Genomic DNA, 22,094 nt, shown 5'->3' on the forward strand with positions numbered 1-22,094 from the left:
CAGGGCGCATGACCCAGGCCCCCGCCCCTTCCCCCACGACCAAGGATTTCGGTGGCGTGCTGCGTTCGGCGGCGCGCAACCTGGGCTGGCTGCTCGCGAGCCGCAGCGTGCTGGCGATCCTGTCGCTCTTCTATCTCGGCTTTGCGACGCGGACATTGGGGGTCGTCGATTTCGGCCGGTTCGCGCTGATCACCGGCGCGGTCCAGGCGCTGACGACGTTCGTCGGCTTCCAGACGTGGCAGATCATCGTCCAGTACGGCGTCCAGCCGCTCCATGACGGCGACAGCCCGCGGCTCGCACGGCTGTTCCGGCTGGCGGCGCGGCTCGACCTGTCGAGCGCGATTCTCGGCGCGCTGCTGACGATCGGCATCCTCCAGATCTGGGCAAACGCGTTCGGCATCCCGCGCGACCTGATGCACTACACGCTCGTCTTCGCGGTGATCCAGCTGCTGACGATCCGATCGACCCCGCTCGGCATCCTGCGGCTGCGCGACAAATTCTCGCTCTCCGCGCTCGCCGACAGCATGACGCCGGTGATCCGCTTCGTCGGCGCAGGCGCGGCGATGCTGTTCGACCCGACGATCCGCGGCTTCATGATCGCCTGGGCCGCGGCCGAGCTGGTCACCGCGGCGACCTACTGGATCATGGTGTGGCGCAGCGGCGACTTCGCGCTGATGCTCGGCGGGCGCAGCGGCTGGCGCGCGCTGGTCGCGGAAAATCCCGGCGTAGTGAAGTTCGCGCTGAGCACCAACGCCAGCGCGACGCTCGGCCTGTCGAGCAAACAGATCCCGCTGCTGCTCGTCGGTGCGTCGATCGGCCCGGCCGCGGCGGGCGCGTTCCGGCTGGCGGCGCAGGTCGCGCAGGCGCTCGCCAAATTGTCGCAGCTCCTGTCGCGCGCCGCCTTCCCCGAGATCGTCCGCGCGGTGCGGACCGCGGCGCCCGAGCGGCTGCGCTACATTCTGGTGCGGACGATGCTGGCGAGCAGCGCAGCGGCGCTCGCGATCCTCGCGGTCGTCGCGCTGATCGGTGAGCCAATGCTTAAACTGGTCGGCGGCAAGTCGTTCGGCAGCGCCTATCCGGTGCTGCTCTGGCTCGCCGCGGCGGGCTGTTTCGACCTTGCGACCGTCAGCCTCGACACCGTGCTGACCGCGGTCAACCGCGCGGGCACGGTGTTCGCGATCCGCGTCGTCGGCGTCGTCCTGCTGTTCATCGGCGCGTTCGCCTTGATGCCGCTCTACGGTTCGTCCGGGGTGGCGATGGGCGTCGCGATCGGTTCGGTCGCGGTCGCGATCCTGCTCGGCTTTGCCGCGGCGAATCTGACGCGCCGCCGTCCCTGAGGGCGGCACGCCCCGCCGCGGTCGATAAAGCGCGGGTTCACAGAGCCGACGTCATTGGCCTCCAAATTGCCGTTATGCGATTGCAAGGGTCCCCCATGACGAATCTGCCTCTCCTGCTCGCGCTCGCCGCGGGTGCAACGCTCGCCTCGACGTCCGCGGCTGCCGCGGAGACGTGTGTCGGCACGCCCGGGAACGGCGCGGCCAAGCTCGTGCTCGAGGCGACCACGCTGCACAATGCGGCCGGCGAGGTCGCGTTCACCGTCTATCCGGACGACAAGGGCCGGTTCCTGTCCAAGGGCGGCAAGCTGGCGCGCGCGCGCGTGCCCGCCGCGCAGCCGCATGCCTGTTTCTGGCTGAAGCCCGGCTATTACGCGATCGCGCAATATCACGACGAGAACAGCGACCATGATTTCAACCGCACGCTGTTCCTGCCCAAGGAGGGGTTTGGATTTTCGAACGACGCCCCCACATCGGTCGGCCTGCCCTCCTTCGCGTCGGCGCGGGTGGCGCTGCCGGCCGGGGGGACGGTCGTGCGGATGAAGATGCGGTATCGGCGCTAGCGTCGATCAAGGGCAGACGTGCCATAAAAATGTAGCGATACTAGCCTGCGACAGGTAGCCAAGAGTGTGAGCGACGCCGTTTCCAATTTCCAGGCCTTTGATGGCGTGCCGTTTCCAGCGGCCAGACGCGGCGCGGCACCGGACGTGACCGCGCGCAGTGCTGCGTCACAGATCCGCACCGGGATCATCTGCAACCCCAAGAGCCACCGCAACCGCAGCAGCGTCGAGGCGACGCGGCCGTTCGTGTCGGGCACGGTGCTCGCGGTCACGCCGCGGACCCAGGCCGAGCTGGCCGAGGTGCTGACAGATTTCGCGCAGCACGGGATCGAGCTGCTGGTGATCGACGGCGGCGACGGCACGATCCGCGACGTGCTGACCGCGGCGGCGACGGTGTGGACGGGCGCGATGCCGCGCGTCGCGATCGTCCCGTCGGGCAAGACCAACGCGCTCGCGCTCGATCTGGGCATTCCCGATCACTGGACGCTCGACCAGGCGCTCGCCGCGGCGCGCGACGGCGCGAGCATCGTCCGTCGCCCGGTCGAGGTCGAACGCGCCGGCACCGGCCAGAAACTCCGCGGTTTCCTGTTCGGCGCGGGCGCGTTCGTCGAGGCGACCGGACTGGCGCAGCGCGCGCACCGCGCGGGCGCGTTCAAGGGGTTCGCGGTCGGCGTCGCGCTGAGCTGGGCGATCGTCCAGACTTTGTTCGGTCGCGCGTCGGGCATGTGGCGCGCGGGCAACCGGATGCACGTCCGCTACGATGCCGCCGCCGATGCCGGCCGGGTCGCGGATACCGACACGCATCGCTACATCCTGCTCGCCTCGACGCTGACGCGGATGCCGCTGGGCGTCCAGCCGTTCGGCGCGGCGCGCGACGGGCTGAAGACGCTGCTCGTCGATGCGCCGCCGCGCTGGCTCGCCGCCGCCGCACCGCTGATCGTCGCGGGGTCGCCCGCCAAATGGCTCGACCGGGCGGGCTATCACCGGATCGACACGCCCGCGCTCGACGTGACGATGGAGGCGGGCTTCATCCTCGACGGCGAAGTCTATCCGGGCGGCGCGCTGACGATCCGCCAGGCGGCGCCGATCAGCTTCGTCGTCCCGTGAGCGCGACGCTTGGCGCGCTGGTCCGCGACCAGCTCGCCACCCCGGTAATTCCCGCGGTGCGGCGCGTCGCCGAGGCGCTTGCGGCGACGCCCGGCGCGGTCGGCATCCTGTTCTACGGCTCGAACCTGCGGACCGGCGCGACCGAGGGCGTGCTCGACTTCTACGTGCTGACCGCGGGCGCGCCCGAACGCGGCATCTGGCCGACCGTCAGCTACCGCGAGTTCGACGAGGCGGGCGAGACGCTGCGCGCGAAGATCGCGACGATGCGGCTGTCGACCTTCGCCAGGGCGGCGGACGCCGGGACGCTCGACACGACGATCTGGACGCGCTTCGTCCAGCCCTGTGCGCTGGTGTGGTCGCGCGACGAGGCGACGACCACGCGGATCGCCGAGGCGATCGCCGCCGCCGCGCGCTCCGCCGCGCGGTTCGCCGCCGCGCTCGGCCCCGTGACGGGCACCCCGCGCGACTATTGGCGGGCACTGTTCCTCCAGACCTATGCCGCCGAATTCCGCGTCGAAAAGGGCGGGCGCGAGGATCAGATCATCGGCTTCGACCCCGACCGCTATGACCGGCTGCTCCCGCTCGCCTGGGCGGCGGACGGGATCGCGGTGACCGCCGAGGGCGCCGCGTTGCGCCCTGCGCTGCCGGCCGCACGCCGCGCCGCGGTGCTGCGCGCGTGGCGGCTGCGGCGACGTGCGGGCAAGCCGATCAACATCGCCCGGCTGATGCGCGCCGCCTTCACCTTCGACGGCGCCGCCCGCTACGGCGCGTGGAAGATCGAGCGACATACCGGGATCGCCGTGCCGCTGTCGCCCTGGGCCGAACGGCATCCGATCCTTGCCGCGCCCGGCGTGCTGTGGCGCGTCTGGCGCGCGCGGCAGGCGGCATGACGGACGCCGTGACCCGTGGCCGCCCGCCGTTCAACGCGCTGATCCTCGCCGGGTCGCGCGGCGGCGTCGATCCGCTCGCGGCCTATGCGGGCGTCGCGCACAAGGCGCTGATCCTGCTCGAGGGGCGGACCTTGCTCGCGCGGGTCGCGGACGCACTGCGGGAGGCGGGCGCGGGCGTGATCGCGGTATCGGTATCGGACGACGCGGTGCGCGATCATGCGGTCGCGCTGGGGCTGCGGGTGCTCGACGCCGCGACCGGCCCGAGCCTGAGCGTCGGCGACGGGATCGCCGCGCTCGGCACCCCGCTGCTCGTCACCACCGCGGATCATGCGCTGCTCCGGCCCGAATGGATCACGCGGTTCCAGGCCGACATCCCCGCCGACGCCGATGTCGCGGTGCTGCTCGCGCGCCGCGACGTGGTCGAGGCGGCGGCGCCCGGGACGCGGCGCACCTATCTCCGCTTCGCCGATGGCGGCTGGTCGGGGTGCAATTTGTTCCGCTTCGCCACGCCGCGATCGATCGCCGCGATCGATCTGTGGCGGCAGGTCGAGGCGGATCGCAAGCGGCCGTGGCGGATCGTCCGCCGGCTTGGCCCGGGGCTGTTGCTGCGCTATGCACTGGGCCGGCTGACGCTCGGCGATGCGATCGCGCATCTCGGGCGCAAGGCGGGGCTGGTCGCCGCGGCGGTCGCGACGCCGTACGGGCTGGCCGCGGTCGATGTCGACAAGCCCGCCGATCTCGACCTCGTCCGGTCGCTCCCGTCCGTCCCGCGATAACGCTATCGCGCGGATTTGGGGTCTATTCGCGCCCCCCCGCTTCGTGCGAAAGCGCGCGCATGATTGCACCGACCTCGCCTCCGTCCGCCCCCCGGGCCCGCATGACCGCGATCGGCATCTATGGCAGCGCCGGCCGGATGGGCCGCGCGATCACCGACGCGATCGAGACCGCGGGCGCGACGCTCGCGGGCGGCGTCGATGCGGGCGACGACCCCAGCCCGCTCGCGGCAGCCGCCGACGTGCTGGTCGACTTCTCGACCCCCTCGGCGATCGAGGCGCATCTCGCCGCCGCGCGCGCGGCGGGCACCGCGCTCGTCATCGGCACGACCGGCCTGACCCCGCAGCACCAGTCGCTGATCGACGCGGCGGCTGCCGACATCGCGATCCTCCAGACCGGCAACACCTCGCTCGGCGTCACGCTGCTCGGCATCCTGGTGCGCGAGGCCGCGGCGCGGCTCGGCCCCGACTGGGACGTCGAGATCGTCGAGATGCATCACCGTCACAAGGTCGACGCCCCCTCGGGCACCGCGCTCCTGCTCGGCGAGGCCGCCGCCCGCGGGCGCGATTCGACGCTCGCCGAGCTGCGCGTCGACAGCCGCGCCGGGCTGGTCGGCGCACGCAGCGAGGGGACGATCGGCTTCGCCTCGCTGCGCGGCGGATCGGTGATCGGCGACCACAGCGTGATCTTCGCGGGCGAAGGCGAGCGGATCGAGCTCAACCACCGCGGCGACGATCGCAGCATCTTCGCGCGCGGTGCGGTGCGCGCCGCGCTCTGGCTCGCCGACCAGCCCGCCGGCCGCTACCGGATGGGCGACGTGCTGGGGCTGTGAGCCAGTGAAGAAGGCCGACGTCGTCGACTTCTATGCCCGGCTGGCCGAGGCCGATCCGCATCCCGAGACCGAGCTCGAATTCATCAATCCCTACACGCTCGTCGTCGCGGTCGCGCTGTCCGCGCAGGCGACCGACATCGGCGTCAACAAGGCGACGCGCGCGCTCTTCCGCATCGCCGACACGCCGCAGGCGATGCTCGCGCTCGGGATCGACGCGCTGAAGGAGCACATCAAGACGATCGGCCTGTACAACACCAAGGCCAAGAACGTCATCGCGCTGTCGCAGATGCTCGTCGACGAGCATGACGGCGTCGTCCCGAACGACCGCGCCGCGCTCGAACGGCTGCCCGGCGTCGGCCGCAAGACCGCCAATGTCGTGCTCAACGTCGCGTTCGGCGCGGAGACCTTCGCGGTCGACACGCACATCTTCCGCGTCGGCAACCGCACCGGCCTCGCGCGCGGCAAGACTCCGCTCGCGGTCGAGCTGAAGCTCGACGCGGCGACGCCGCAGCCCTTCCGCCTCCACGCGCATCACTGGCTGATCCTGCACGGCCGCTATGTCTGCAAGGCGCGCACCCCCGAATGCTGGCGCTGCCTCGTCGCGGACCTGTGCGCGTTCAAGCCCAAGACCCCGCCGCCCAAGCTCGCCGCCAAGATCGGCACGGCCAAGAAAATGGCTGGCGCACCCGACTAGGCTTTGCTACGCGCACGCCTCAGGCACCCGTAGCTCAGCTGGATAGAGCGCTGCCCTCCGAAGGCAGAGGCCACTGGTTCGAATCCAGTCGGGTGCACCAATTCCGTTCCGCCATGTACGCCGACTGCGCTTAGCCGACCGCCGCCACCCGGTACCGCAAATTGACCGCCCCGGCGGCCAGGTGTTCGCATCCGAGCAGCGACAGCGTCACCTTGCCCTTCAGCCCGTCGCCCGCCGCGACGATCCGCTCCGCATCGGCCCCACCGTCGAGTGCGGGTGCGATGACGAGGCTGAGTTCGTCGACCAGACCGGCGGCGAGGAACGAGCCGTTGATGCCGGCGCCGCCTTCGAGCAACAATGTTTCGATACCGAGTTCGCGGCGCAGCGTTGTGAGCGCACCGGCGAGGTCGATCTCGTCGCTGTCCGACACGAGGTAGGACACGCCATTGGCGGCGAGCTCCGCGAGATGGGCGTCGCTCACACCGCATGCGAGCAGCACGACCACAGGGTCGCCGCCGATGTCGGGACCGGCGAAGCGGGTCTTGCCGGCGCGATCGAGCGTGATCGCGAAGGACGCGGCATCGCGCGCCTGGAACAGCGACGGTCGCGCGGGCGCGTCCGCGGTCGTCGACGCACGCGGCTCTCCCTTCGCCATCTCCGCCATGGTGACGCGTCCGACGATCCAGCCATCGGCGTCGAGGCGCTCGTGCAGCGACTCATAGGCGCGCGTCCACGCCTTGGCGGTGCCATCCGGGCTGTTGGTGTAGCGGCTGGGATGCAGGCCACCATCGACCGACGCGGTCATGAGGCAGATGATGCGGGGACGGTCGGTCATGGTGGGATACTCGCGGGTGCAGATCGGGGATGAACGCCGCTCGGCATCCGCGGTTTCCGCGGTATCGGGCCGGATGACCGCGCCGAGGGAACGGTCCGCGCCGCGGTTCGTCGAGCAGGGATCAGCCCGCCGGCGCCCCCGACCACCGACAAGGATCCGATCATGAGCAACGGTGAAACCTCACGCCGCAGTATCCTGGGCAGTGCCGCCATCGGCCTTGCAGCCGCGGCCGCGCCGGGCATGGCGCGGGTACAATCGACCGAGGCCGCCGCCATCGGGCCCGCCCCCAGCCTGCGCGACCCGCGCAATGCGTACACCCGCACCCCCTTCCCCGAGCAGCGCCAGGCCTGGCCCGCGCTCGCCAGCAAGATGAACCCCCGCCCCGATCATGGCGAGCAGAGCTACCGCGGCAGCGGCAAGCTGGTCGGTCGCAAGGCGCTGCTCACCGGTGGCGACAGCGGCATCGGGCGCGCCGCCGCGATCGCCTTTGCGCGCGAGGGCGCGGACGTCGCGATCAACTATTATCCCAGCGAGGAGCCGGACGCGCGCGAGGTCGCCGACCTGATCCGACAGGCGGGGCGCAAGGCGGTGCTGCTGCCCGCCGACATCCGCACCCAGAAGGCCTGCGAAGACACGGTCAAAAAAGCGATCGCGCAGCTCGGCGGTCTCGATATCCTGGTCAACAATGCCGCCTATCAGCAGTCCAAGGCGGACATCATGGAGATCAGCGACGAACAGTTCGTGCGCACCTACGAGACCAACGTGTTCCACGTCTTCCGCTTTTCGAAGGCTGCGATCCCCGCGATGCCGCCGGGTTCGGTGATCATCAACACGATCTCGCAGAACGCCTATGACCCGAATGACGACCTGATCGATTATGCCTCGACCAAGGCGGCGACCCAGAATCTGACGCGCGGCATGGCCAAGCAGCTCGCCAAGAAGGGCATCCGCGTCAACGCCGTGTCGCCCGGCCCGATCTGGACACCGCTCCAGGTCGCGGGCGGGCAGCTGCCGGGCAAGATGCACGAATTCGGCCAGGACACGCCGCTCGGCCGCGCGGGACAGCCGTCCGAACTCGCGATATTGTTCGTCGCGCTGGCGTCCGGCGAGGCGAGCTACTCGACCGGGACCGCGGTCGGCGCGCATGGCGGTGCGGGCTTCCCCTGATCCCGGACCGCGCCCGCGCCGCCAAGCGCCATGGACATCGACCGCAGCGCGTCCTGCCGCGCTAACCAACTGTAAACACACTGCCGCTAGGGTTCCTTTGACCCTCCGGGACGGATGTCCGTGGACGAGGAAAAGAGGACTGCCGTGGGCATCAGAGCAATCGTCCGCGCAGGGGCACTCGCGATCGCGCTGGCGTCCGCGCTGACCGCTACCGCTGCCGCCGCGCAGGTCCGCGTTCAGATCGGCGGGCAGGTCCAGGACGTCCCGGCGAACACCGTGCGCACCGTCACCACAATCAACGGTCGTACCCGCATCGTCGACACCGCCTGGCGCGGCGGCACGGCGACGCCGGGCATGGCGGTGATCACGACGACCGAGACGACCGACGAGGACGACGAGGGGCACATATTGTCGCGCACCGTCGTCACCTGCATCGAGCCGCAGCGCACGATGGTCGCCGCCGTGAGCTATGCGCCGCCGCCGCCGCCCCGCATCGAGCTCGACCCCGCCGATTTCGACCCCGCCGATTTCGACGAGCCCGTGACCTTCGCGCAGCCACATGTCCTGCGGATCAATCGCGATCCCTGGGGCGGGCATTTCGTCGCGGCGATGATGGTCAACGGCGTCCGCATCCGTGCGATCGTCGATACCGGCGCGGCCTACACCATCCTGTCGGCGGACGATGCGCGCGCGACAGGGGCCGACCGTGCCGTGCAGCGCGAGGAAACCGCGATCGGCATCGGCGGCTATACCCGGCTCGGCGTCGCGCGCGTCGCCTCGGTCGAGATCGGCGGGCAGAGTCTGGGCCGGATGGCGATGCGCATCGGCCAGCGCGGCATGCCCTACACGCTGCTCGGCCAGCCCGAGATCGCGCGGCTGGGACGCGTGACGATCGAGGACGGGGTGATGACGATCACGCCGCGCGCGCTGACAACGCAGCTCGCGATGCGCTGAGTCCCGGGCCACGCGCTGGCCCCGGCAGTTACGAAGCGTCGACCGTCCGGCTCCCGGTCACACCGTGCAGGTCCGGACCGCCTGGGCGAGCGCCGTCAGGGGATCGCCGACCGGCACGAATTCATGCGCGAAATAACCCTGGAATTTGAGATCGGCGACGCTGCGCGCCACCGCCTGCCAATCGACCTCCTGCGTGCCGTCGAGATTATGCCGCCCGGGAACCCCGCCGGTATGGAAATGACCGATCCACTCGATGTTCTTGCGGATCGTGTCGATCAGGTCGCCTTCCATGATCTGCATATGATAGATGTCGTAGAGCAGCTTCACGCGGGGCGAGGCGACTTCCTTGGCGACCCGCACGCCCCAGGCGGTGTGGTCGGCCATGTAATCGGGGTGGTCGACCTTGCTGTTGAGCAGTTCGACGCAGATCGTCACATCATGATCCTCGGCGATCCGCTTGAGACGGTTCAGCCCCGCGACGGCGTTGTCGGCGCCCTCCGCGTCGGACAGGCCGCGGCGATTGCCCGAAAAGGCGATCACATTGGGAACGCCGGCCTTGGCGGCCTGCGGGATACCGATGCGGAACGCCCGTTCGATCGCCGCGTGGTTTTCCCGCCGGTTCAGACCATTGGGGATGGTCATGATGTCGGCGGCATAGCCCATGGTTCAGCGCAGTCCGTGCCGGCGCGGCACCGCATATTCGGCGGGCTGGAGCAGGTCGATGCCGTCCAGCCCGATGCGCGCTGCGGCGGCGCACAGCGCGTCGAGCGGCATGTCCTGATAGCACCAACGGCTGACGGACTGCTTCAGCCGGCCACGCCGTGCGGGCGCCGCGGCGATCGCCGAGGTCGCGCACAGGGCGAGAGAAGAAGCGATGACGGTGCGCCGAGTAATCATGCCCGCACACTAGGCCAGACGGCCCTGCCGGCAAGCGGTATTGCACCCCGAAGCCACACGCCGCGAATGGCGTGCGACCAAGCCCTTGATCACGGGAAGATTTCGTGGTGGTCGGGGGACAAAGCGAACCTCGCTTGTCAGGGACCGGGGGCGCATGATGGAGATGCCGGCGATGTCCGACGATTATGCACGCGGACGGCGGGACGGGCTTCGTCTCGCACTCTCGATCCTGGCCGCTGAAGAGGCCAAATGGGAGGCGCTGCTCGGCGAGAGTTCCTCCTGGCGGACGAACGCGACGCGCGGGATCCGGCACAAGACCTATCAGGTCGCGACCAAGCGCGTGCAGACCGCGCTCAACCGCCTGTTGCCCAAGGCGGAAACCGCGTTGCCGGCCGAGATCGCATCGATGATCGATCAGGCCGGATTATAGGGGAATCGTGTCAGCGGCGGTTGGCGTTGAACGCAGCCTTTTCGGCCTCGGTGGCGCGACGCGGGGCGGATTCGAGCTGGGGCAGGCGCAAGGGCGGGCGTGACGGGTCGCGGCGGGTGGTCGCGGCGTCGGTGCTTGCCGCGCGGCGCGGGGTGGGCGTCGGGGCGGCCGCGGGCGGTGCAGATGGCGGGGCATCCTGCAGCGCATAGGCCTTGGCCTCGACGGCCGCGAGACGGCCCTTGAGCAGGTCGATCTCGACCGTCTCGGGCGTGGTCTGCATCTCCGCGAGCGATTTCTCGAGTGCCTCGATGCGCTTTTCGGCAATCGAGAGGCGGACGGACTCTTCGGTCCGGGCAATATCCTGCGCGACGCGCTGCGTCTCGGTGCGCCTGAAATCGGCATCACGCCGTGCCATCGGGTCGCGGCTGTCCGTATCAGCGCCCCCGCGCGCCCAGCGTGGCGGATCGCAAGCCGACAATGCCAGGGGCAGTGCGAGCGACGGGACGATCAGGGCGCAGCATCGGATGATACGGGTCATGCCCCAGCCCTACACGGCGCGGCCTTGAAACGTCTATCGCCCGATACCGGGCGACAGAGGTTGCGGGGGCGGCGCGACCGCCGCCCCCGCGCTTAACTCAGTTGCTGTCCGAGTTGTCGTCGTCATTTTCCTTGTCGATGACGAGATATGCAACACCGGCGATCACGCCTGCGCCGATGACCAGCGGTGCGATGCTGTCCGCAGCGACCTTGCTCGAACGCTTGGTTGCGGTGCCGGCACGCGCCGACGACGCGACCGACAGCGACTGTGCGGCGTTGCCGGTGACAGGTGCTGCGCTCGCCGCGACGGGGAGGGCGGTCATGGCAAGCGCGGCTGCGCCAAGGATCAATGTCTTCATAAAATTCGCTTTCTCGAAAATGAGCCCGGTTGGGAACCACCGCCCTAACGATTGCGCCAGTAAAGTGTTCCTAATTCAGATCAACGATGCAGGAGGGTCTTCACGGCCCCGCGTGCCTGCCTGGACGACGACGCGCAATCGGCCGCGGCCCGGCCGGGTGGTTGATTCCGGTCGTCCCGTCACCATTTTTCAGCCTGAATTCTTCTGTATCGACGACGATACGTCACCCGAAAATGGTATGATCATGGCAACCGCATTCGTCACGCCCGACCCCCTTGCTGCGACCCTGTCGCGGGCCTCGGCCGCGCTCGCACGCCCCAAGGCGGCGCAGGCGGGTCGCGAGGATATCGCGATGATCAAGGCCGCGGCGTCGCTGACGCGCGACCTGCATGCGGCGCGCCCGATCGTCTATTGGACCGACCTGATCGCGTCGGCGGGTCTGGGCTATGCGGGCATGGCGGTGGCGATCGTCGCGACGCCGCTCTGGGCCAAGCTGCTCGGCGCGGTCGTCGCCGTGCTCGCCCTGTACCGCGCGCTCAGCTTCATCCACGAACTGTCGCACATGAAGCCGAACGCCGTGCGCGGCTTCACCGCGGGGTGGAATATCCTGTTCGGTGTGCCGGTTATGATGCCGTCGCTGATGTATGAGGGCGTCCATACGCTCCACCATGCCAAGACTCGTTACGGCACGAACCGCGATCCAGAATATATGCCGCTCGCTCGTGGGCCTGCGGCGACGCTCGCGATCTTCGTGCTGGTGTCGGCGCTGCTGCCGATCGGGCTGATCCTGCGCTACGGCGTGCTCGCGCCGCTGTCGCTGCTGTCGCCCAAGCTGCGCGAGATCGTCGTCACGCGCTATTCCGCGCTCGCGATCAACCCGCAGTTCCGCCGCAAGCCGCCCGAGGGCGCCGCGCTGCGCAGCTGGCGGATCTGGGAGACCGCGGCTAGCGTCTGGGCGATCAGCTTCGTCGTGCTGACCGCGACCGGCGTGTTCCCGCTGGCCGCGTCGCTCACCTTCCTCGCCATCGTCTCGGCGATCGCGGTGCTCAACCAGGTCCGCACGCTGGTCGCGCATCTGTGGGAGAATGAGGGCGATGCGATGAGCATCACCGACCAGTATCTCGACAGCGTCAACGTGCCGCCGCCGGGCCTGCTCGCCGAGATCTGGGCGCCGGTGGGCCTGCGCTATCACGCGCTGCACCATCTGCTGCCGGGGCTGCCCTATCATGCGCTGCCCGAGGCGCATCGCCGCCTGACGGGCGAGCTTGGTGACGGGTCGTCCTATCACCACGCCAATTACTCGACGCTGTCGGGGCTGATCGTCAATCTGGTCAAGGCCTGCCGCAAGGCGGTGCGCGGCTGATCACGCCGGTATCGCTGCGCCGATCATCACGGTAAGCCCCCGCCCGGGCAGCACCCTGCCCGCGGCGGAGGCTCTACGTGTTACCCAAACTCTACCATCAGTGGATCGACTGGGTCGGCGACGGCACCGGGCTGCCCGACACCATCCTGCACATCCATGCGGGCATGGCGCTGCTGATGATCGCACGGCTGATCACGCGGCGCTCGTTCGGCACCTTCATCCCCTGGACCGTGGTCGCGGCGGGCGAGGCGTTCAACGAGATCATGGACCGGCTGAACTACGGGTCGTGGCGCTGGGACGACACGCTGGTCGATGTCGCGAACACGATGTTCTGGCCGACGGTGATCTGCCTCGGCGTCCGCCTGCGGCCGATCATCGCGCGGCGCGGCTAGCGCCGGACGACTTGCGGTCCCTCCCTCTTCCCGTTCGTCCCGAGTAGCTGCTGAGCGAAGTCGAAGCGGCGTATCGAAGGACAGGTTGGCGGATAAAACCTGTGCTTCGATACGAGCCCTCGATACGCCCCTTCGGGGCTACTCGATCTCTACTCAGCACGAACGGGAGAGCGGGCCTCAGGCAGCCCTGGCGAGGTCGATATAGCGCTGGAGATGATGATCCTCGTCGCCAAGCTGGTGGTCGATCATCACCAGTCGCTTGGCATAATGCGACACCGCATATTCCCAGGTCATGCCGATCCCGCCGTGGAGCTGGATCGATTCCTCCGCGACCAGCGCGCCCGTCCGGCCGATCGTGTATTTCGCCGCCGCCAGTGCGCGCGCGCGCGCGGTCGCATCGTCGCCGTCGAACGCCGCCGCCGCGTTGATGACGGCGGACTGCGCCTGTTCGATCTCGAGCAGCACGGTCGCCATGCGGTGCTGGAGCGCCTGGAACTTGCCGATCGGCACGCCGAACTGCTTGCGGTCGCGCAGATAGCCGAGCGTCGCCTCCTTGACGAACGCCATCGCACCGAGCGCCTCGGCGGACAGCGCGAGCAGCCCCGCCTCGATCGCCGCGTCGACGACCGCACGCCCCTGCCCGTCCGCGCCGATCCGGGCGTCCGGGCCGAGCGCGACGCCGTCGAACGTCACCTCGCCCGCGCCGCCACCCTCGACGACGCTGTAGCGGCGGACCGACACCCCGGCGGCGTCGGCGGGGACAAGCAGGACGAGCGGATCGCCCGGCTGTTCGACGCTGACGACGAAGACCGATGCGGCGCCTGCCTGGTGCACGACCGCCTTGGTGCCGCTGAGCGTCCAGCCGTCGCCAGCGCGCGTTGCGGTCACGGGCGCTTGCGCATCCTCGTGTGCGAAGGCGGCGATCGTCTCGCCAGCGACGATTGCCGCGAGCACCGCGTCGTGCCCACCGGCCGCGGCGAGCGCGCGTCCGGCCATAAGCGCGCCGAGGAACGGCTCGACCACCAGCGCCCGGCCGAGCGCCTCGAACACCACCATGATGTCGAACCCGCAGCCGCCGAACCCGCCCGCGGCCTCGTCGAACAGCGCGGAGACGATGCCGAGTTCGGTCAGCTGCTGCCAGACGGCGGGGTCATACCCCGCCTCGCCATAGGCACCAGCGTTGCGCGTCTCGATCGGATAGCCGTCGCGGAGTGCCCGGACGAGCGTGTCGGCCAGCATCCGTCGGTCATCGCTATGCTCGAAGTTCATATGCTCAGAGACCCAATATGGCTTTGGAGATGATGTTCTTCTGGATCTCGTTGGATCCGCCGAAGATCGACAGCTTGCGGTTGTTGAAATAGCTCGGCGACGCGGTCGCGGCATCGTCGGGCCCGACCGGCTCGCCATTCCACCCCGCCTCGAGCGCCTCGGGGATATAGGGCGCGGCATAGGCGCCATAGGCGCGCCGCGTCAGCGCGGTGATCTCCTGGCGGATCTCGGTCCCCTTGATCTTGAGCATCGAGCTTTCCGCGCCCGGCGCACCGCCGCCCGCCACCGCCGCGACGACGCGCAAGTTGGTGGTCTGCATGTTGGCGAGGTCGATCTCGACGCGCGCCATCCGCGCCGCGAACAGCGGATCGTCGGCGAGCGGCCGGCCATTCTTCGTCTGCGTGCGCGCGACCGTCTTCAGCTGCTCGAACGACGCGATCGAGAAGCCGACGCCGGCGATGTTGGTCCGTTCATAGGTCAGCAGATATTTGGCATAGGTCCAGCCGTCATTCTCGGTACCGACCAGATTCTCGACCGGCACCTCGACATCGGTGAAGAACACCTCGTTCACCTCCTGCTCGCCGTCGATCAGCGTGATCGGGCGGACCTCGATGCCGGGGGTCTTCATGTCGATCAGCAGGAAGCTGATCCCCTCCTGCTTCTTGGCGGCGGGATCGGTGCGGACGAGGCAGAAGATCATGTCGGCATGCTGGCCCAGCGTCGTCCAGGTCTTCTGCCCGTTGACGACATAGACCTCGCGGCCATCCCGCGTCTCGCGCACCGCGGTGGTCTTGAGCCCGGCGAGATCGGAGCCGGCGCCGGGTTCCGAATAGCCCTGGCACCACCAGTCGGAGCCGTCGAGGATGCGCGGCAGCCAGTGGCGCTTCTGCTCTTCCGACCCGTATTTGATCAGCACCGGCCCCAGCATGTTGACGCCGAACGGCACGACGCGCGGCGCGTGCGCGAGCGCGGATTCATTGTCGAAGATGAACCGCTGGATCACGCTCCAGCCCGGCCCGCCCCATTCGCGCGGCCAGTGATTGGCAAGCCAGCCGCGGTCGTTGAGGATCGCGTGCCATTCCTCCATGTCGGCCTTGCGCAGCCGGCGGCCCTCGCGGACCAGCGTCGAGAGACGCGCGGGGAGTTTTTCGCGGAAGAAGTCGCGCACCTCCTCGCGAAAGGCCTCTTCGTCGGGTGTGAAGCTCAGATCCATGACCATGTGACTCCTGATGATGGAGTCCATGTGCCACAGTCGATCACGAAATTGAAGGACCGGTATGGTCGTAAGGACGGAAAATACGGGTGGGTGCGACGCAGGTTAATCCTGACGGTATCGCGTGCCGTCACGATCCTCCCCCGCCAGGGGGAGGATCGAGGTCATCAGAAGCGGTAGCTGAGCCAGCCGGCGAGGAAGTCCGAGTTCTTGTACCCGGCGCGGGTCAGGGACGACCCAGCGATCAGATGCTCGTAACGGCCCGTGAAGGACAGCCGCGACGAGATCGGATAGACCGCCTGGAAGCGGATCGTGTCGGCGATCTTGCTGCCCGACACATTCTGCGTGCCGGCAAAGGCGCTGCCATTGGCGCGGTACACCGCGTCATTCTGCGAATCGCGCCACGACAGCTGATATTCCGCGGTCAGACGCAGCTTGTCGAGCACGGTGAAGCTGACGTTCGGCGCGACCGCGATCAGGTTGGTCGGCGTCGCGAACAGCTGATAGCTGTAATAGATGTTGTTGCCGAACGGTGCGAGCGCGGTGCGCAGCGTGCCGTTCCCGTAGGCACCACCACCGCTGGCATAGTCTGCATGGAAGCCGACGCGCGGCGCGTTGCGCCCCTTGCCGAGCTTGTAGGTCTGCGCGAGCAGGATCAGCCACGCCTTGATCGAGCGGTTGTCATAGCTGCCGCCCTGATAATTGACGGTCCAGTCGAGATTGACCGGCCCCGCATCGCCCCAGAAATGCAGGCCGTAGAAATTGCGGACCTCGCGCGCATTGTCGGTGCCCCAGACCGCGTTGCGGTTGCGCAGCCGCCAGAGGAACGGGTCGAGATAGAGCTTTGACCCGCCGAACAGCGTGTCGGGCAGGACGACGCCGGTTGAGATGCCCGAGAAGCGCCGTGCGCTCTCCGCATCGTCGTCGCGCGTGCCCTGCGTGCCGTAGGCGGTCGGCTTGAAGTCGAACACGTCGGCGCGCACGCCCGCGGTCCGCGCCCAGGCGCGAAAGCCGTTGAACCCGAAATACAGCGTGTTGTTGTCGCGCGGGACGACCATCAGGTTCGGGCCGTCAGCAAAGGTCTGGCGACCATAGCGGACGCCGACATCGACATCGGCGACCGTCCCGGTCAGGTCGACGAACGCCTGCTGCACCGCGAGCTTGTTGCGCAGGTTCGGCAGCACGTTGCCGAGATTTTCACCCTCGAGCGTGCCGTGCGCGACTTCGCCATAGAAGCGCAGATGCTCGCCGACATGCAGGTCCGCGCCGCCGAACAGGCGAAGGATGTCCTGCCGCTGTGCCTCGCTGTCGCGCAGATTGGGGTTGGTGGTGTGGTTGACGCGCAACCGCGCCTCGCCCGACAGCGTCAGGTAGACGTCGCCGTCGCCCGCGATCGAGATGAATTTCAGCTGGTCGATGATGTCCTTGCGCTTGGCGGGGTCGCGCAGTTTCGACCAGTCCTCCGCCCAGCGTGACTGGTTGTAGCCGCCCGCGGTGACGCCGTCGCCGACCGCGGCATTGGGATAGCTCTCGGCGATCGGCGAGGCCGCGCTGGTGCCGGCCGCGTCCTTGGACACGGGACCAAGCCGTTCGCGCGCCTTGGGCGGTGCACTCTCGGGAGCAGCCTGTTGCGGCGCGGCCTGGGCGAGCGCCATTGCGGGAAGGGTGGCGACGGCAAAGCCGGCCGCATGGCGCACGCGGCGCATCATCATCGAGGCCATAAAAAAGCTATCCGGTACTGGTCGCGGGGCCGGCCAACGCCGGCCCCGTCGGGATCATGCGGCAGGAGCGGCGGCGGTCGTGATCGGCGCCGGCGCGAGTTCGGGCAGCTGGCCCGACAGCGCCGCGTTCAGCTTGTCGCGGTCGAGCGCACCTTCCCAGCGGGCGACGACGATCGTCGCGACCGCGTTGCCGATGAAGTTGGTCAGGCTACGGCACTCGCTCATGAAGCGGTCGACGCCGAGGATCAGCGCCATGCCCGCGATCGGCACGGTCGGCACGATCGACAGCGTGGCCGCCAGCGTGATGAAGCCCGCACCGGTGACGCCCGCGGCGCCCTTGGACGAGATCATCGCGACGACGAGCAGCAACAGTTCCTGGCCCAGCGTCAGGTCGGTGTTCGTCGCCTGTGCGATGAACAGCGCGGCCAGCGTCATGTAGATGTTGGTACCGTCGAGGTTGAACGAATAGCCGGTCGGCACGACCAGCCCGACGACCGACTTCTCGCAGCCCGCAGCCTCCATCTTCTGGATCAGGTTCGGAAGCGCGGCCTCCGACGACGAGGTGCCGAGCACCAGCAGCAGTTCGGCCTTCAAATACTTGATCAGCTTGAAGATCGAGAAGCCCGTCAGACGCGCGACGGTGCCGAGGATGACGACGACGAACAGCGCCGCGGTCAGGTAGAAGGTCGCGACCAGCGCGCCGAGATTGGCGAGGCTGCCGATCCCGTATTTGCCGATCGTGAACGCGATCGCGCCGAACGCACCCAGCGGGGCGGCGCGCATCAGGATGCCGACCAGCTTGAAGACGATCAGGCTGAGACGCTCGAGGAAGTTGAGCACGGGCTTGGCAGGCTCGCCGACCAGGCTCAGCGAAATGCCGAACAGGATCGCGATCAGCAGGATCTGCAGGATGTTGCCGTCGGTGAACGCGCTGACCATCGTGTCCGGGATGATGCTCATCAGGAACCCGGTGATCGTCGTCTCATGCGCCTTGACCGTATAGTCGGCGATGCCCTTGGTATCGAGCGAGGCGGCGTCGATGTTCATCCCCGCGCCCGGCTGGACGACATTGGCGACGATCAGACCGACGATCAGGGCGAGCGTCGAGAAGAACAGGAAATAGGCGAACGCCTTGCCCGCGACGCGACCGACCGCGCCCAGTTCCTTCATCCCGGCGATACCCGTGACGAGCGTCAGGAAGATCACCGGGGCGATGATCATCTTCACCAGCTTGATGAACGCGTCGCCGAGCGGCTTCAGCGCCGCGCCGTACGTCGGATAGAAATGCCCGAGCGCTGCACCCAGCGCGATCGCGATCAGCACCTGGATATAGAGCTGGCTGGTCCAGCCTTTGCGTGCCGGCGTTTCCGCGACCGCATATGTCTGGGATGGTAGGGTCAACATCGCCTCCTGAAAGTCTCGTCCACTCACGCGGGACGTTAGTGAGGGCGGTAATGCCGGGCCGGACCCCGGACTACAAGTGATCACGTCAAGCGCGTCAAACCCTTGGATTCGCGTGAGTTTGCTCCGTACCGATGCTTCGAATGTGCGGAAAATGCACATTTTTGCCGATGGCGTCACACGAATGTGTGTGATAATCCGCACAGATGAGACGGACTCGATCCTCGCTGGTGACGACCGCGTTGGCGGTGCTGATGGCGTTCGCCGCGCTCGGCGTGATCGTCTCGGTGGTCGCCTCCGTCTATGGCCGGCGGACGGTGGCGGATGCGACCGCCGCGGTCCGGCTGCGGGCGATGCAACAGACGCGCAGCAACCTGCGGCTGCTGGAATCGGAGCTGCAGACCTACCGCCTGCTCCCGGTCATGCTCGGCGAATATACCGATGTCCGCGCGGCACTCGCATCGGGCACGGTCGATCCGGCGCTCAATGCCAAGCTCGCGCTGCTCGCGGCGCGTACCGGTGCACCGGTCATCTATGCGCTCGATACACAGGGGATGACGATCGCCGCGTCGAATGCGGACCGCCCCGACAGCTTTCTCGGGCATGATTATCGCTACCGCGACTATTTCACCAAGGCGATGGCGTCGGGCACGACCGAATTCTTCGCGCTGGGCAGCGTCAGCGGACGCCCCGGCCTCTATCTCTCGCGACGGATCGACCGCGCGGGACGGCCGCTTGGCGTCGTCGTCGTCAAGGTCGAGTTCGACCGCATCGCGCAGGCCTGGATCCAGGATCACATGGCGACCTTCGTCGTCGATGCGGACGGCGTGATCCTGATCTCCAGCGACCCGCGACTCGAGTTCCACACGACACGCGCGCTCTCTCCTGCGCGGCGTCGGACACTCGCGCAGACGCGGCAGTTCGGCACGCTGCCGCTGCTCCGCGCACCGCTGACGCTGGCGGACGACCGGTCGCGGCTCGGCGACGGGACGCCCGCGGTGACGGTGTCGCTGCCCGTGCCGATCGCGGGCTGGCATCTGGTCCATATGGAGCCGCTCGACGCGGCGCTGCGCAGCGCGGCCGTGCGGACGCGCTCGGCGACGACGATCGCCGCGCTGGCGACGATCGCGGCGATGCTCGGCGCATGGTGGCTGCATCAGCGCCGCAAGCGCAACGCGGGCGCGCGTGCCGAACTCGAGGCCGAGGTCGCACGCCGCACCGCCGAGCTCAGCGCCACCGCCGACCGGTTGCAGATCGAGGTCGAACAGCGCGAGGCCGCCGACCAGCGTTTCCGCCAGGCGCGCGAGGAGCTCGCCCATGCCAATCGCGTCGGCTCGATCGGCACGATCACGGCGAGCGTCGCGCACGAGATCAACCAGCCGGTCGCCGCGATCCGCACCTTTGCCGACAATGCCGCCGCGTTCCTCGCGCGCGACGAACCCGCGCGCGCCGCGACCAACCTGCAGGCGATCGTCGAGCTGACCAGCCGGATCGGCACGATCACCGCGGGGCTGCGGCGCTATGCCAGGCGCGGCGCGGGCTCGATCGGCCCGGTCGCGCTCGACGCGGCGATCGACGGCGTCCGCCTGCTGATCGGCGACCGCTTCCGGGCGAAGGGCGTGACGCTCGACCTGCCGAGCGGACCCGAGGCGCGGCTGACCGTGATCGCCGGCCGCGTCCGCCTCGAACAGGTGCTCGTCAACCTGCTCCAGAACGCGCTCGACGCGGTTGCCGAGCGGCCCGATGCGCGCGTCGACGTCACGGTCGGGCGCAAGGGCCGCGATGTCGTGCTGACCGTCGCCGACAACGGCCCCGGCATCGATCCCGGCATCGCCGACGACCTGTTCACACCGTTCGCGACCAGCAAGACCGACGGCCTCGGCCTCGGGCTCGGCATCGCGCGCGACATCATGACCGAGTTCGGCGGCACGCTCGACCTCGTCCCTGCTCCACGAGGCGCCGTCTTTCGCATGATCCTGGTAAAAGCATGAGCGAGCAAAGCGTCCTGCTCGTCGACGACGACGACGTGCTGCGCGGTGCGCTCGAACAGTCGTTCGAACTCGCCGGGATCGCGGTGATCGCCGAGCGCGACCCGACCGTCGCACTCGCGCGGATCGATGCGGGGTTCGACGGCGCGGTGGTGTCCGACATCCGCATGCCCAAGATGGACGGGCTGGAGCTGTTCCGCCGCATCGCCGCGATCGACCACGAGATCCCCGTGCTGCTGATGACCGGCCACGGCGACGTCGCGATGGCGGTGGCCGCGCTCAAGAACGGTGCGTTCGACTTCATCCCCAAGCCGTTTGCGACCGACCATCTGATCGCCGGAGCCCGGCGGGCGCTCGAGATGCGCCGCCTCGTCCTCGACAATCGCCGGCTGCGCGCCGCCGCCGAGGAGACGATCGGCGCCGAACCGCTGATCGGCGAGACCCCGGTGATGGTCCGGCTGCGCGAGACGATGCGCCAGATCGCGCAGGCCGATATCGACGTGCTGGTCGAGGGCGAGACCGGCACCGGCAAGGAACTCGTCGCGGTGCTGCTCCACCGCTGGAGTAACCGCCGGTCGCGGCCGTTCGTCGCGGTCAACTGCGCCGCGCTGCCCGAGGCGGTCGCGGAGATCGAGCTGTTCGGCCATGACGGCGATTCGCGCCTCCCGCGCACCGGCCGGATCGAGGCGTCGAACCGCGGCACATTGTTCCTCGACGAGATCGAGAGCACCTTGCCCGCGGTCCAGGCCAAATTGCTCCGCGTGCTCGAGGAGCGCGAGGTCATGCCGGTCGGCGGCGACCTGCCCCGCGCGCTCGACCTGCGGGTAATCGCGGCGGCGAAACCCGGGCTCGACCAGGCGGTCGAGGATGGCCGGTTCCGCGCCGAACTGCTGTTCCGGCTCGACGCGGTGCGGCTGCGCATCCCGCCGCTGCGCGAACGGCGCGACGACGTGCCCTTGCTGTTCGGGCATCTGCTGCACCAGGCCGCCGAGCGGTTCGGGCGCGAGGTGCCGACGATCGACACCGCGACGCTCGCCTATCTCGGCCAGCATGACTGGCCGGGCAATGTCCGCGAGCTCGACAATCTGGCGAAACGGCTAGTGCTGCGCGTCGAGGCGGATGCGCCGGCGGACGAGGATGGTGACCTGCCGCTCCCCGCGCGTGTCGACAAGTTCGAGGAAGCGACGATCCGCGCGACGTTGCACCAGGTCAGCGGCGACGTCCGCTCCGCGCTCGCCGCGCTCGGCATCCCGCGCAAGACCTTCTACGACAAGCTGAAACGCCACGAGATCGACGTCGAGGCCTATCGCCCGACCAAGGGGTGACGCTCCCGACCCCGTTCGCCCTGAGCGAAGTCGAAGGGCAGGCCGAGACTAC

At 68.7% G+C, this 22,094-nt stretch carries 23 protein-coding genes and 1 tRNA gene; 15 read left to right on the top strand and 9 right to left on the bottom strand.

The features are described from left to right. Positions 1 to 8: 8 nt before the first annotated feature. The 8 genes from NEF64_RS15850 (at position 9) to NEF64_RS15885 (ending at position 6,291) form a co-directional block, all read left to right on the top strand. Positions 9 to 1,337: a lipopolysaccharide biosynthesis protein gene (locus NEF64_RS15850; RefSeq protein ID WP_056405151.1), complete on the top strand. Its 1,329-nt coding sequence runs from the start codon at positions 9 to 11 to the stop codon at positions 1,335 to 1,337. A gap of 95 nt (positions 1,338 to 1,432) precedes the next feature. Beyond that, positions 1,433 to 1,897: a DUF2141 domain-containing protein gene (locus NEF64_RS15855; protein ID WP_056405149.1), complete on the top strand. Its 465-nt coding sequence runs from the start codon at positions 1,433 to 1,435 to the stop codon at positions 1,895 to 1,897. Between the two features lie 66 nt (positions 1,898 to 1,963). After that, positions 1,964 to 3,001 carry a diacylglycerol/lipid kinase family protein gene (locus NEF64_RS15860; RefSeq protein WP_056405148.1) on the top strand — a complete coding sequence of 346 codons (1,038 nt, stop codon included), beginning with the start codon at positions 1,964 to 1,966 and terminating at the stop codon, positions 2,999 to 3,001. After that, entirely contained in the window at positions 2,998 to 3,891 is an 894-nt protein-coding gene (locus NEF64_RS15865) for a hypothetical protein (RefSeq protein ID WP_056405146.1), read from the top strand. The genes NEF64_RS15860 and NEF64_RS15865 overlap by 4 nt, the downstream gene beginning before the upstream one ends. After that, the gene (locus NEF64_RS15870) at positions 3,888 to 4,667 is read left to right on the top strand and encodes a nucleotidyltransferase family protein (RefSeq protein ID WP_056405634.1); all 780 of its coding nucleotides are present in this window, start codon (positions 3,888 to 3,890) and stop codon (positions 4,665 to 4,667) included. Before NEF64_RS15865 ends, NEF64_RS15870 begins: the two co-directional genes overlap by 4 nt. Before the next feature lie 101 nt (positions 4,668 to 4,768). Further along, a complete protein-coding gene (gene dapB, locus NEF64_RS15875) occupies positions 4,769 to 5,497 on the top strand; it encodes a 4-hydroxy-tetrahydrodipicolinate reductase (RefSeq protein WP_056405144.1) in 729 nt (242 codons plus the stop codon). Between the two features lie 4 nt (positions 5,498 to 5,501). Next, complete coding sequence (gene nth / locus NEF64_RS15880; protein ID WP_056405141.1) at positions 5,502 to 6,191, top strand: endonuclease III; 690 nt, start codon at positions 5,502 to 5,504, stop codon at positions 6,189 to 6,191. Between the two features lie 23 nt (positions 6,192 to 6,214). Continuing rightward, a tRNA-Arg gene (locus NEF64_RS15885) sits at positions 6,215 to 6,291 on the top strand. Between the two features lie 30 nt (positions 6,292 to 6,321). Here NEF64_RS15885 and NEF64_RS15890 read toward each other — a convergent pair. Next, positions 6,322 to 7,026, bottom strand: coding sequence for a dihydrofolate reductase family protein (locus tag NEF64_RS15890; protein WP_056409215.1), 705 nt, complete (start codon positions 7,024 to 7,026; stop codon positions 6,322 to 6,324). A 162-nt stretch (positions 7,027 to 7,188) separates the two neighbouring features. Here NEF64_RS15890 and NEF64_RS15895 point away from each other — a divergent pair, with 162 nt between their 5' ends. Together NEF64_RS15895 and NEF64_RS15900 are read left to right on the top strand one after the other, a co-directional pair. Then, positions 7,189 to 8,193 carry an SDR family oxidoreductase gene (locus tag NEF64_RS15895; RefSeq protein ID WP_056409212.1) on the top strand — a complete coding sequence of 335 codons (1,005 nt, stop codon included), beginning with the start codon at positions 7,189 to 7,191 and terminating at the stop codon, positions 8,191 to 8,193. A gap of 144 nt (positions 8,194 to 8,337) precedes the next feature. Then, positions 8,338 to 9,147, top strand: coding sequence for a retropepsin-like aspartic protease family protein (locus tag NEF64_RS15900; RefSeq protein ID WP_056409210.1), 810 nt, complete (start codon positions 8,338 to 8,340; stop codon positions 9,145 to 9,147). Between the two features lie 57 nt (positions 9,148 to 9,204). On the opposite strand, the gene NEF64_RS15905 is transcribed toward NEF64_RS15900, so the two are convergent. Beyond that, complete coding sequence (locus tag NEF64_RS15905; RefSeq protein ID WP_235516514.1) at positions 9,205 to 9,789, bottom strand: TIM barrel protein; 585 nt, start codon at positions 9,787 to 9,789, stop codon at positions 9,205 to 9,207. A 24-nt stretch (positions 9,790 to 9,813) separates the two neighbouring features. Further along, positions 9,814 to 10,044, bottom strand: a complete 231-nt coding sequence (locus NEF64_RS15910; protein WP_200912212.1) for a hypothetical protein — start codon at positions 10,042 to 10,044, stop codon at positions 9,814 to 9,816. A 154-nt stretch (positions 10,045 to 10,198) separates the two neighbouring features. Between NEF64_RS15910 and NEF64_RS15915 the strand changes: the two genes are divergently transcribed. Next, on the top strand, positions 10,199 to 10,474 hold the full coding sequence (locus NEF64_RS15915; RefSeq protein WP_235516513.1) for a hypothetical protein: 276 nt from the start codon (positions 10,199 to 10,201) through the stop codon (positions 10,472 to 10,474). Between the two features lie 10 nt (positions 10,475 to 10,484). Here NEF64_RS15915 and NEF64_RS15920 read toward each other — a convergent pair whose 3' ends face one another. Beyond that, positions 10,485 to 11,012 (bottom strand): hypothetical protein, encoded by a 528-nt coding sequence (locus tag NEF64_RS15920; protein WP_056409208.1) that lies wholly within the window; start codon positions 11,010 to 11,012, stop codon positions 10,485 to 10,487. Between the two features lie 97 nt (positions 11,013 to 11,109). Then, positions 11,110 to 11,370: a hypothetical protein gene (locus NEF64_RS15925; RefSeq protein ID WP_031393857.1), complete on the bottom strand. Its 261-nt coding sequence runs from the start codon at positions 11,368 to 11,370 to the stop codon at positions 11,110 to 11,112. A gap of 244 nt (positions 11,371 to 11,614) precedes the next feature. On the opposite strand from NEF64_RS15925, the gene NEF64_RS15930 reads away from it, so the two are divergent. After that, positions 11,615 to 12,733 (top strand): fatty acid desaturase family protein, encoded by a 1,119-nt coding sequence (locus NEF64_RS15930; protein ID WP_031441697.1) that lies wholly within the window; start codon positions 11,615 to 11,617, stop codon positions 12,731 to 12,733. A 77-nt stretch (positions 12,734 to 12,810) separates the two neighbouring features. After that, positions 12,811 to 13,125, top strand: coding sequence for a hypothetical protein (locus tag NEF64_RS15935; RefSeq protein ID WP_031393859.1), 315 nt, complete (start codon positions 12,811 to 12,813; stop codon positions 13,123 to 13,125). Positions 13,126 to 13,302: 177 nt separating this feature from the next. Here NEF64_RS15935 and NEF64_RS15940 read toward each other — a convergent pair whose 3' ends face one another. The 4 genes from NEF64_RS15940 to NEF64_RS15955 all read right to left on the bottom strand — a co-directional run bounded on the left by NEF64_RS15940 (position 13,303) and on the right by NEF64_RS15955 (position 18,729). After that, the gene (locus NEF64_RS15940) at positions 13,303 to 14,364 is read right to left on the bottom strand and encodes an acyl-CoA dehydrogenase family protein (RefSeq protein WP_252574127.1); all 1,062 of its coding nucleotides are present in this window, start codon (positions 14,362 to 14,364) and stop codon (positions 13,303 to 13,305) included. 34 nt (positions 14,365 to 14,398) lie between these two features. Next, the gene (locus NEF64_RS15945; RefSeq protein ID WP_056409311.1) at positions 14,399 to 15,607 is read right to left on the bottom strand and encodes an acyl-CoA dehydrogenase family protein; all 1,209 of its coding nucleotides are present in this window, start codon (positions 15,605 to 15,607) and stop codon (positions 14,399 to 14,401) included. A gap of 167 nt (positions 15,608 to 15,774) precedes the next feature. Continuing rightward, complete coding sequence (locus NEF64_RS15950; RefSeq protein ID WP_252574130.1) at positions 15,775 to 17,328, bottom strand: alginate export family protein; 1,554 nt, start codon at positions 17,326 to 17,328, stop codon at positions 15,775 to 15,777. A gap of 54 nt (positions 17,329 to 17,382) precedes the next feature. Beyond that, positions 17,383 to 18,729 (bottom strand): dicarboxylate/amino acid:cation symporter, encoded by a 1,347-nt coding sequence (locus NEF64_RS15955; RefSeq protein WP_260171256.1) that lies wholly within the window; start codon positions 18,727 to 18,729, stop codon positions 17,383 to 17,385. Positions 18,730 to 18,959: 230 nt separating this feature from the next. Here NEF64_RS15955 and NEF64_RS15960 point away from each other — a divergent pair, with 230 nt between their 5' ends. Continuing rightward, positions 18,960 to 20,720 (top strand): sensor histidine kinase, encoded by a 1,761-nt coding sequence (locus NEF64_RS15960; protein WP_252574132.1) that lies wholly within the window; start codon positions 18,960 to 18,962, stop codon positions 20,718 to 20,720. Continuing rightward, on the top strand, positions 20,717 to 22,042 hold the full coding sequence (locus tag NEF64_RS15965; protein ID WP_056409201.1) for a sigma-54-dependent transcriptional regulator: 1,326 nt from the start codon (positions 20,717 to 20,719) through the stop codon (positions 22,040 to 22,042). Before NEF64_RS15960 ends, NEF64_RS15965 begins: the two co-directional genes overlap by 4 nt. Positions 22,043 to 22,094: the final 52 nt, after the last annotated feature.

This window comes from Sphingomonas aerolata, assembly GCF_023935825.1.
GTDB classification, from domain to species: Bacteria; Pseudomonadota; Alphaproteobacteria; order Sphingomonadales; family Sphingomonadaceae; genus Sphingomonas; species Sphingomonas aerolata.

Coding starts and splice junctions, on each gene's coding strand:
- NEF64_RS15940 (WP_252574127.1), bottom strand. CDS start 14,364: ATGCTGGCCGACACGCTCGTCCGGGCACTCCGCGACGGCTATCCGATC.
- dapB (WP_056405144.1), top strand. CDS start 4,769: ATGACCGCGATCGGCATCTATGGCAGCGCCGGCCGGATGGGCCGCGCG.
- NEF64_RS15920 (WP_056409208.1), bottom strand. CDS start 11,012: ATGACCCGTATCATCCGATGCTGCGCCCTGATCGTCCCGTCGCTCGCA.
- NEF64_RS15850 (WP_056405151.1), top strand. CDS start 9: ATGACCCAGGCCCCCGCCCCTTCCCCCACGACCAAGGATTTCGGTGGC.
- NEF64_RS15925 (WP_031393857.1), bottom strand. CDS start 11,370: ATGAAGACATTGATCCTTGGCGCAGCCGCGCTTGCCATGACCGCCCTC.
- NEF64_RS15895 (WP_056409212.1), top strand. CDS start 7,189: ATGAGCAACGGTGAAACCTCACGCCGCAGTATCCTGGGCAGTGCCGCC.
- NEF64_RS15890 (WP_056409215.1), bottom strand. CDS start 7,026: ATGACCGACCGTCCCCGCATCATCTGCCTCATGACCGCGTCGGTCGAT.
- NEF64_RS15930 (WP_031441697.1), top strand. CDS start 11,615: ATGGCAACCGCATTCGTCACGCCCGACCCCCTTGCTGCGACCCTGTCG.
- NEF64_RS15905 (WP_235516514.1), bottom strand. CDS start 9,789: ATGACCATCCCCAATGGTCTGAACCGGCGGGAAAACCACGCGGCGATC.
- NEF64_RS15870 (WP_056405634.1), top strand. CDS start 3,888: ATGACGGACGCCGTGACCCGTGGCCGCCCGCCGTTCAACGCGCTGATC.
- NEF64_RS15910 (WP_200912212.1), bottom strand. CDS start 10,044: ATGATTACTCGGCGCACCGTCATCGCTTCTTCTCTCGCCCTGTGCGCG.
- NEF64_RS15965 (WP_056409201.1), top strand. CDS start 20,717: ATGAGCGAGCAAAGCGTCCTGCTCGTCGACGACGACGACGTGCTGCGC.
- NEF64_RS15950 (WP_252574130.1), bottom strand. CDS start 17,328: ATGGCCTCGATGATGATGCGCCGCGTGCGCCATGCGGCCGGCTTTGCC.
- NEF64_RS15945 (WP_056409311.1), bottom strand. CDS start 15,607: ATGGATCTGAGCTTCACACCCGACGAAGAGGCCTTTCGCGAGGAGGTG.
- NEF64_RS15915 (WP_235516513.1), top strand. CDS start 10,199: ATGATGGAGATGCCGGCGATGTCCGACGATTATGCACGCGGACGGCGG.
- NEF64_RS15855 (WP_056405149.1), top strand. CDS start 1,433: ATGACGAATCTGCCTCTCCTGCTCGCGCTCGCCGCGGGTGCAACGCTC.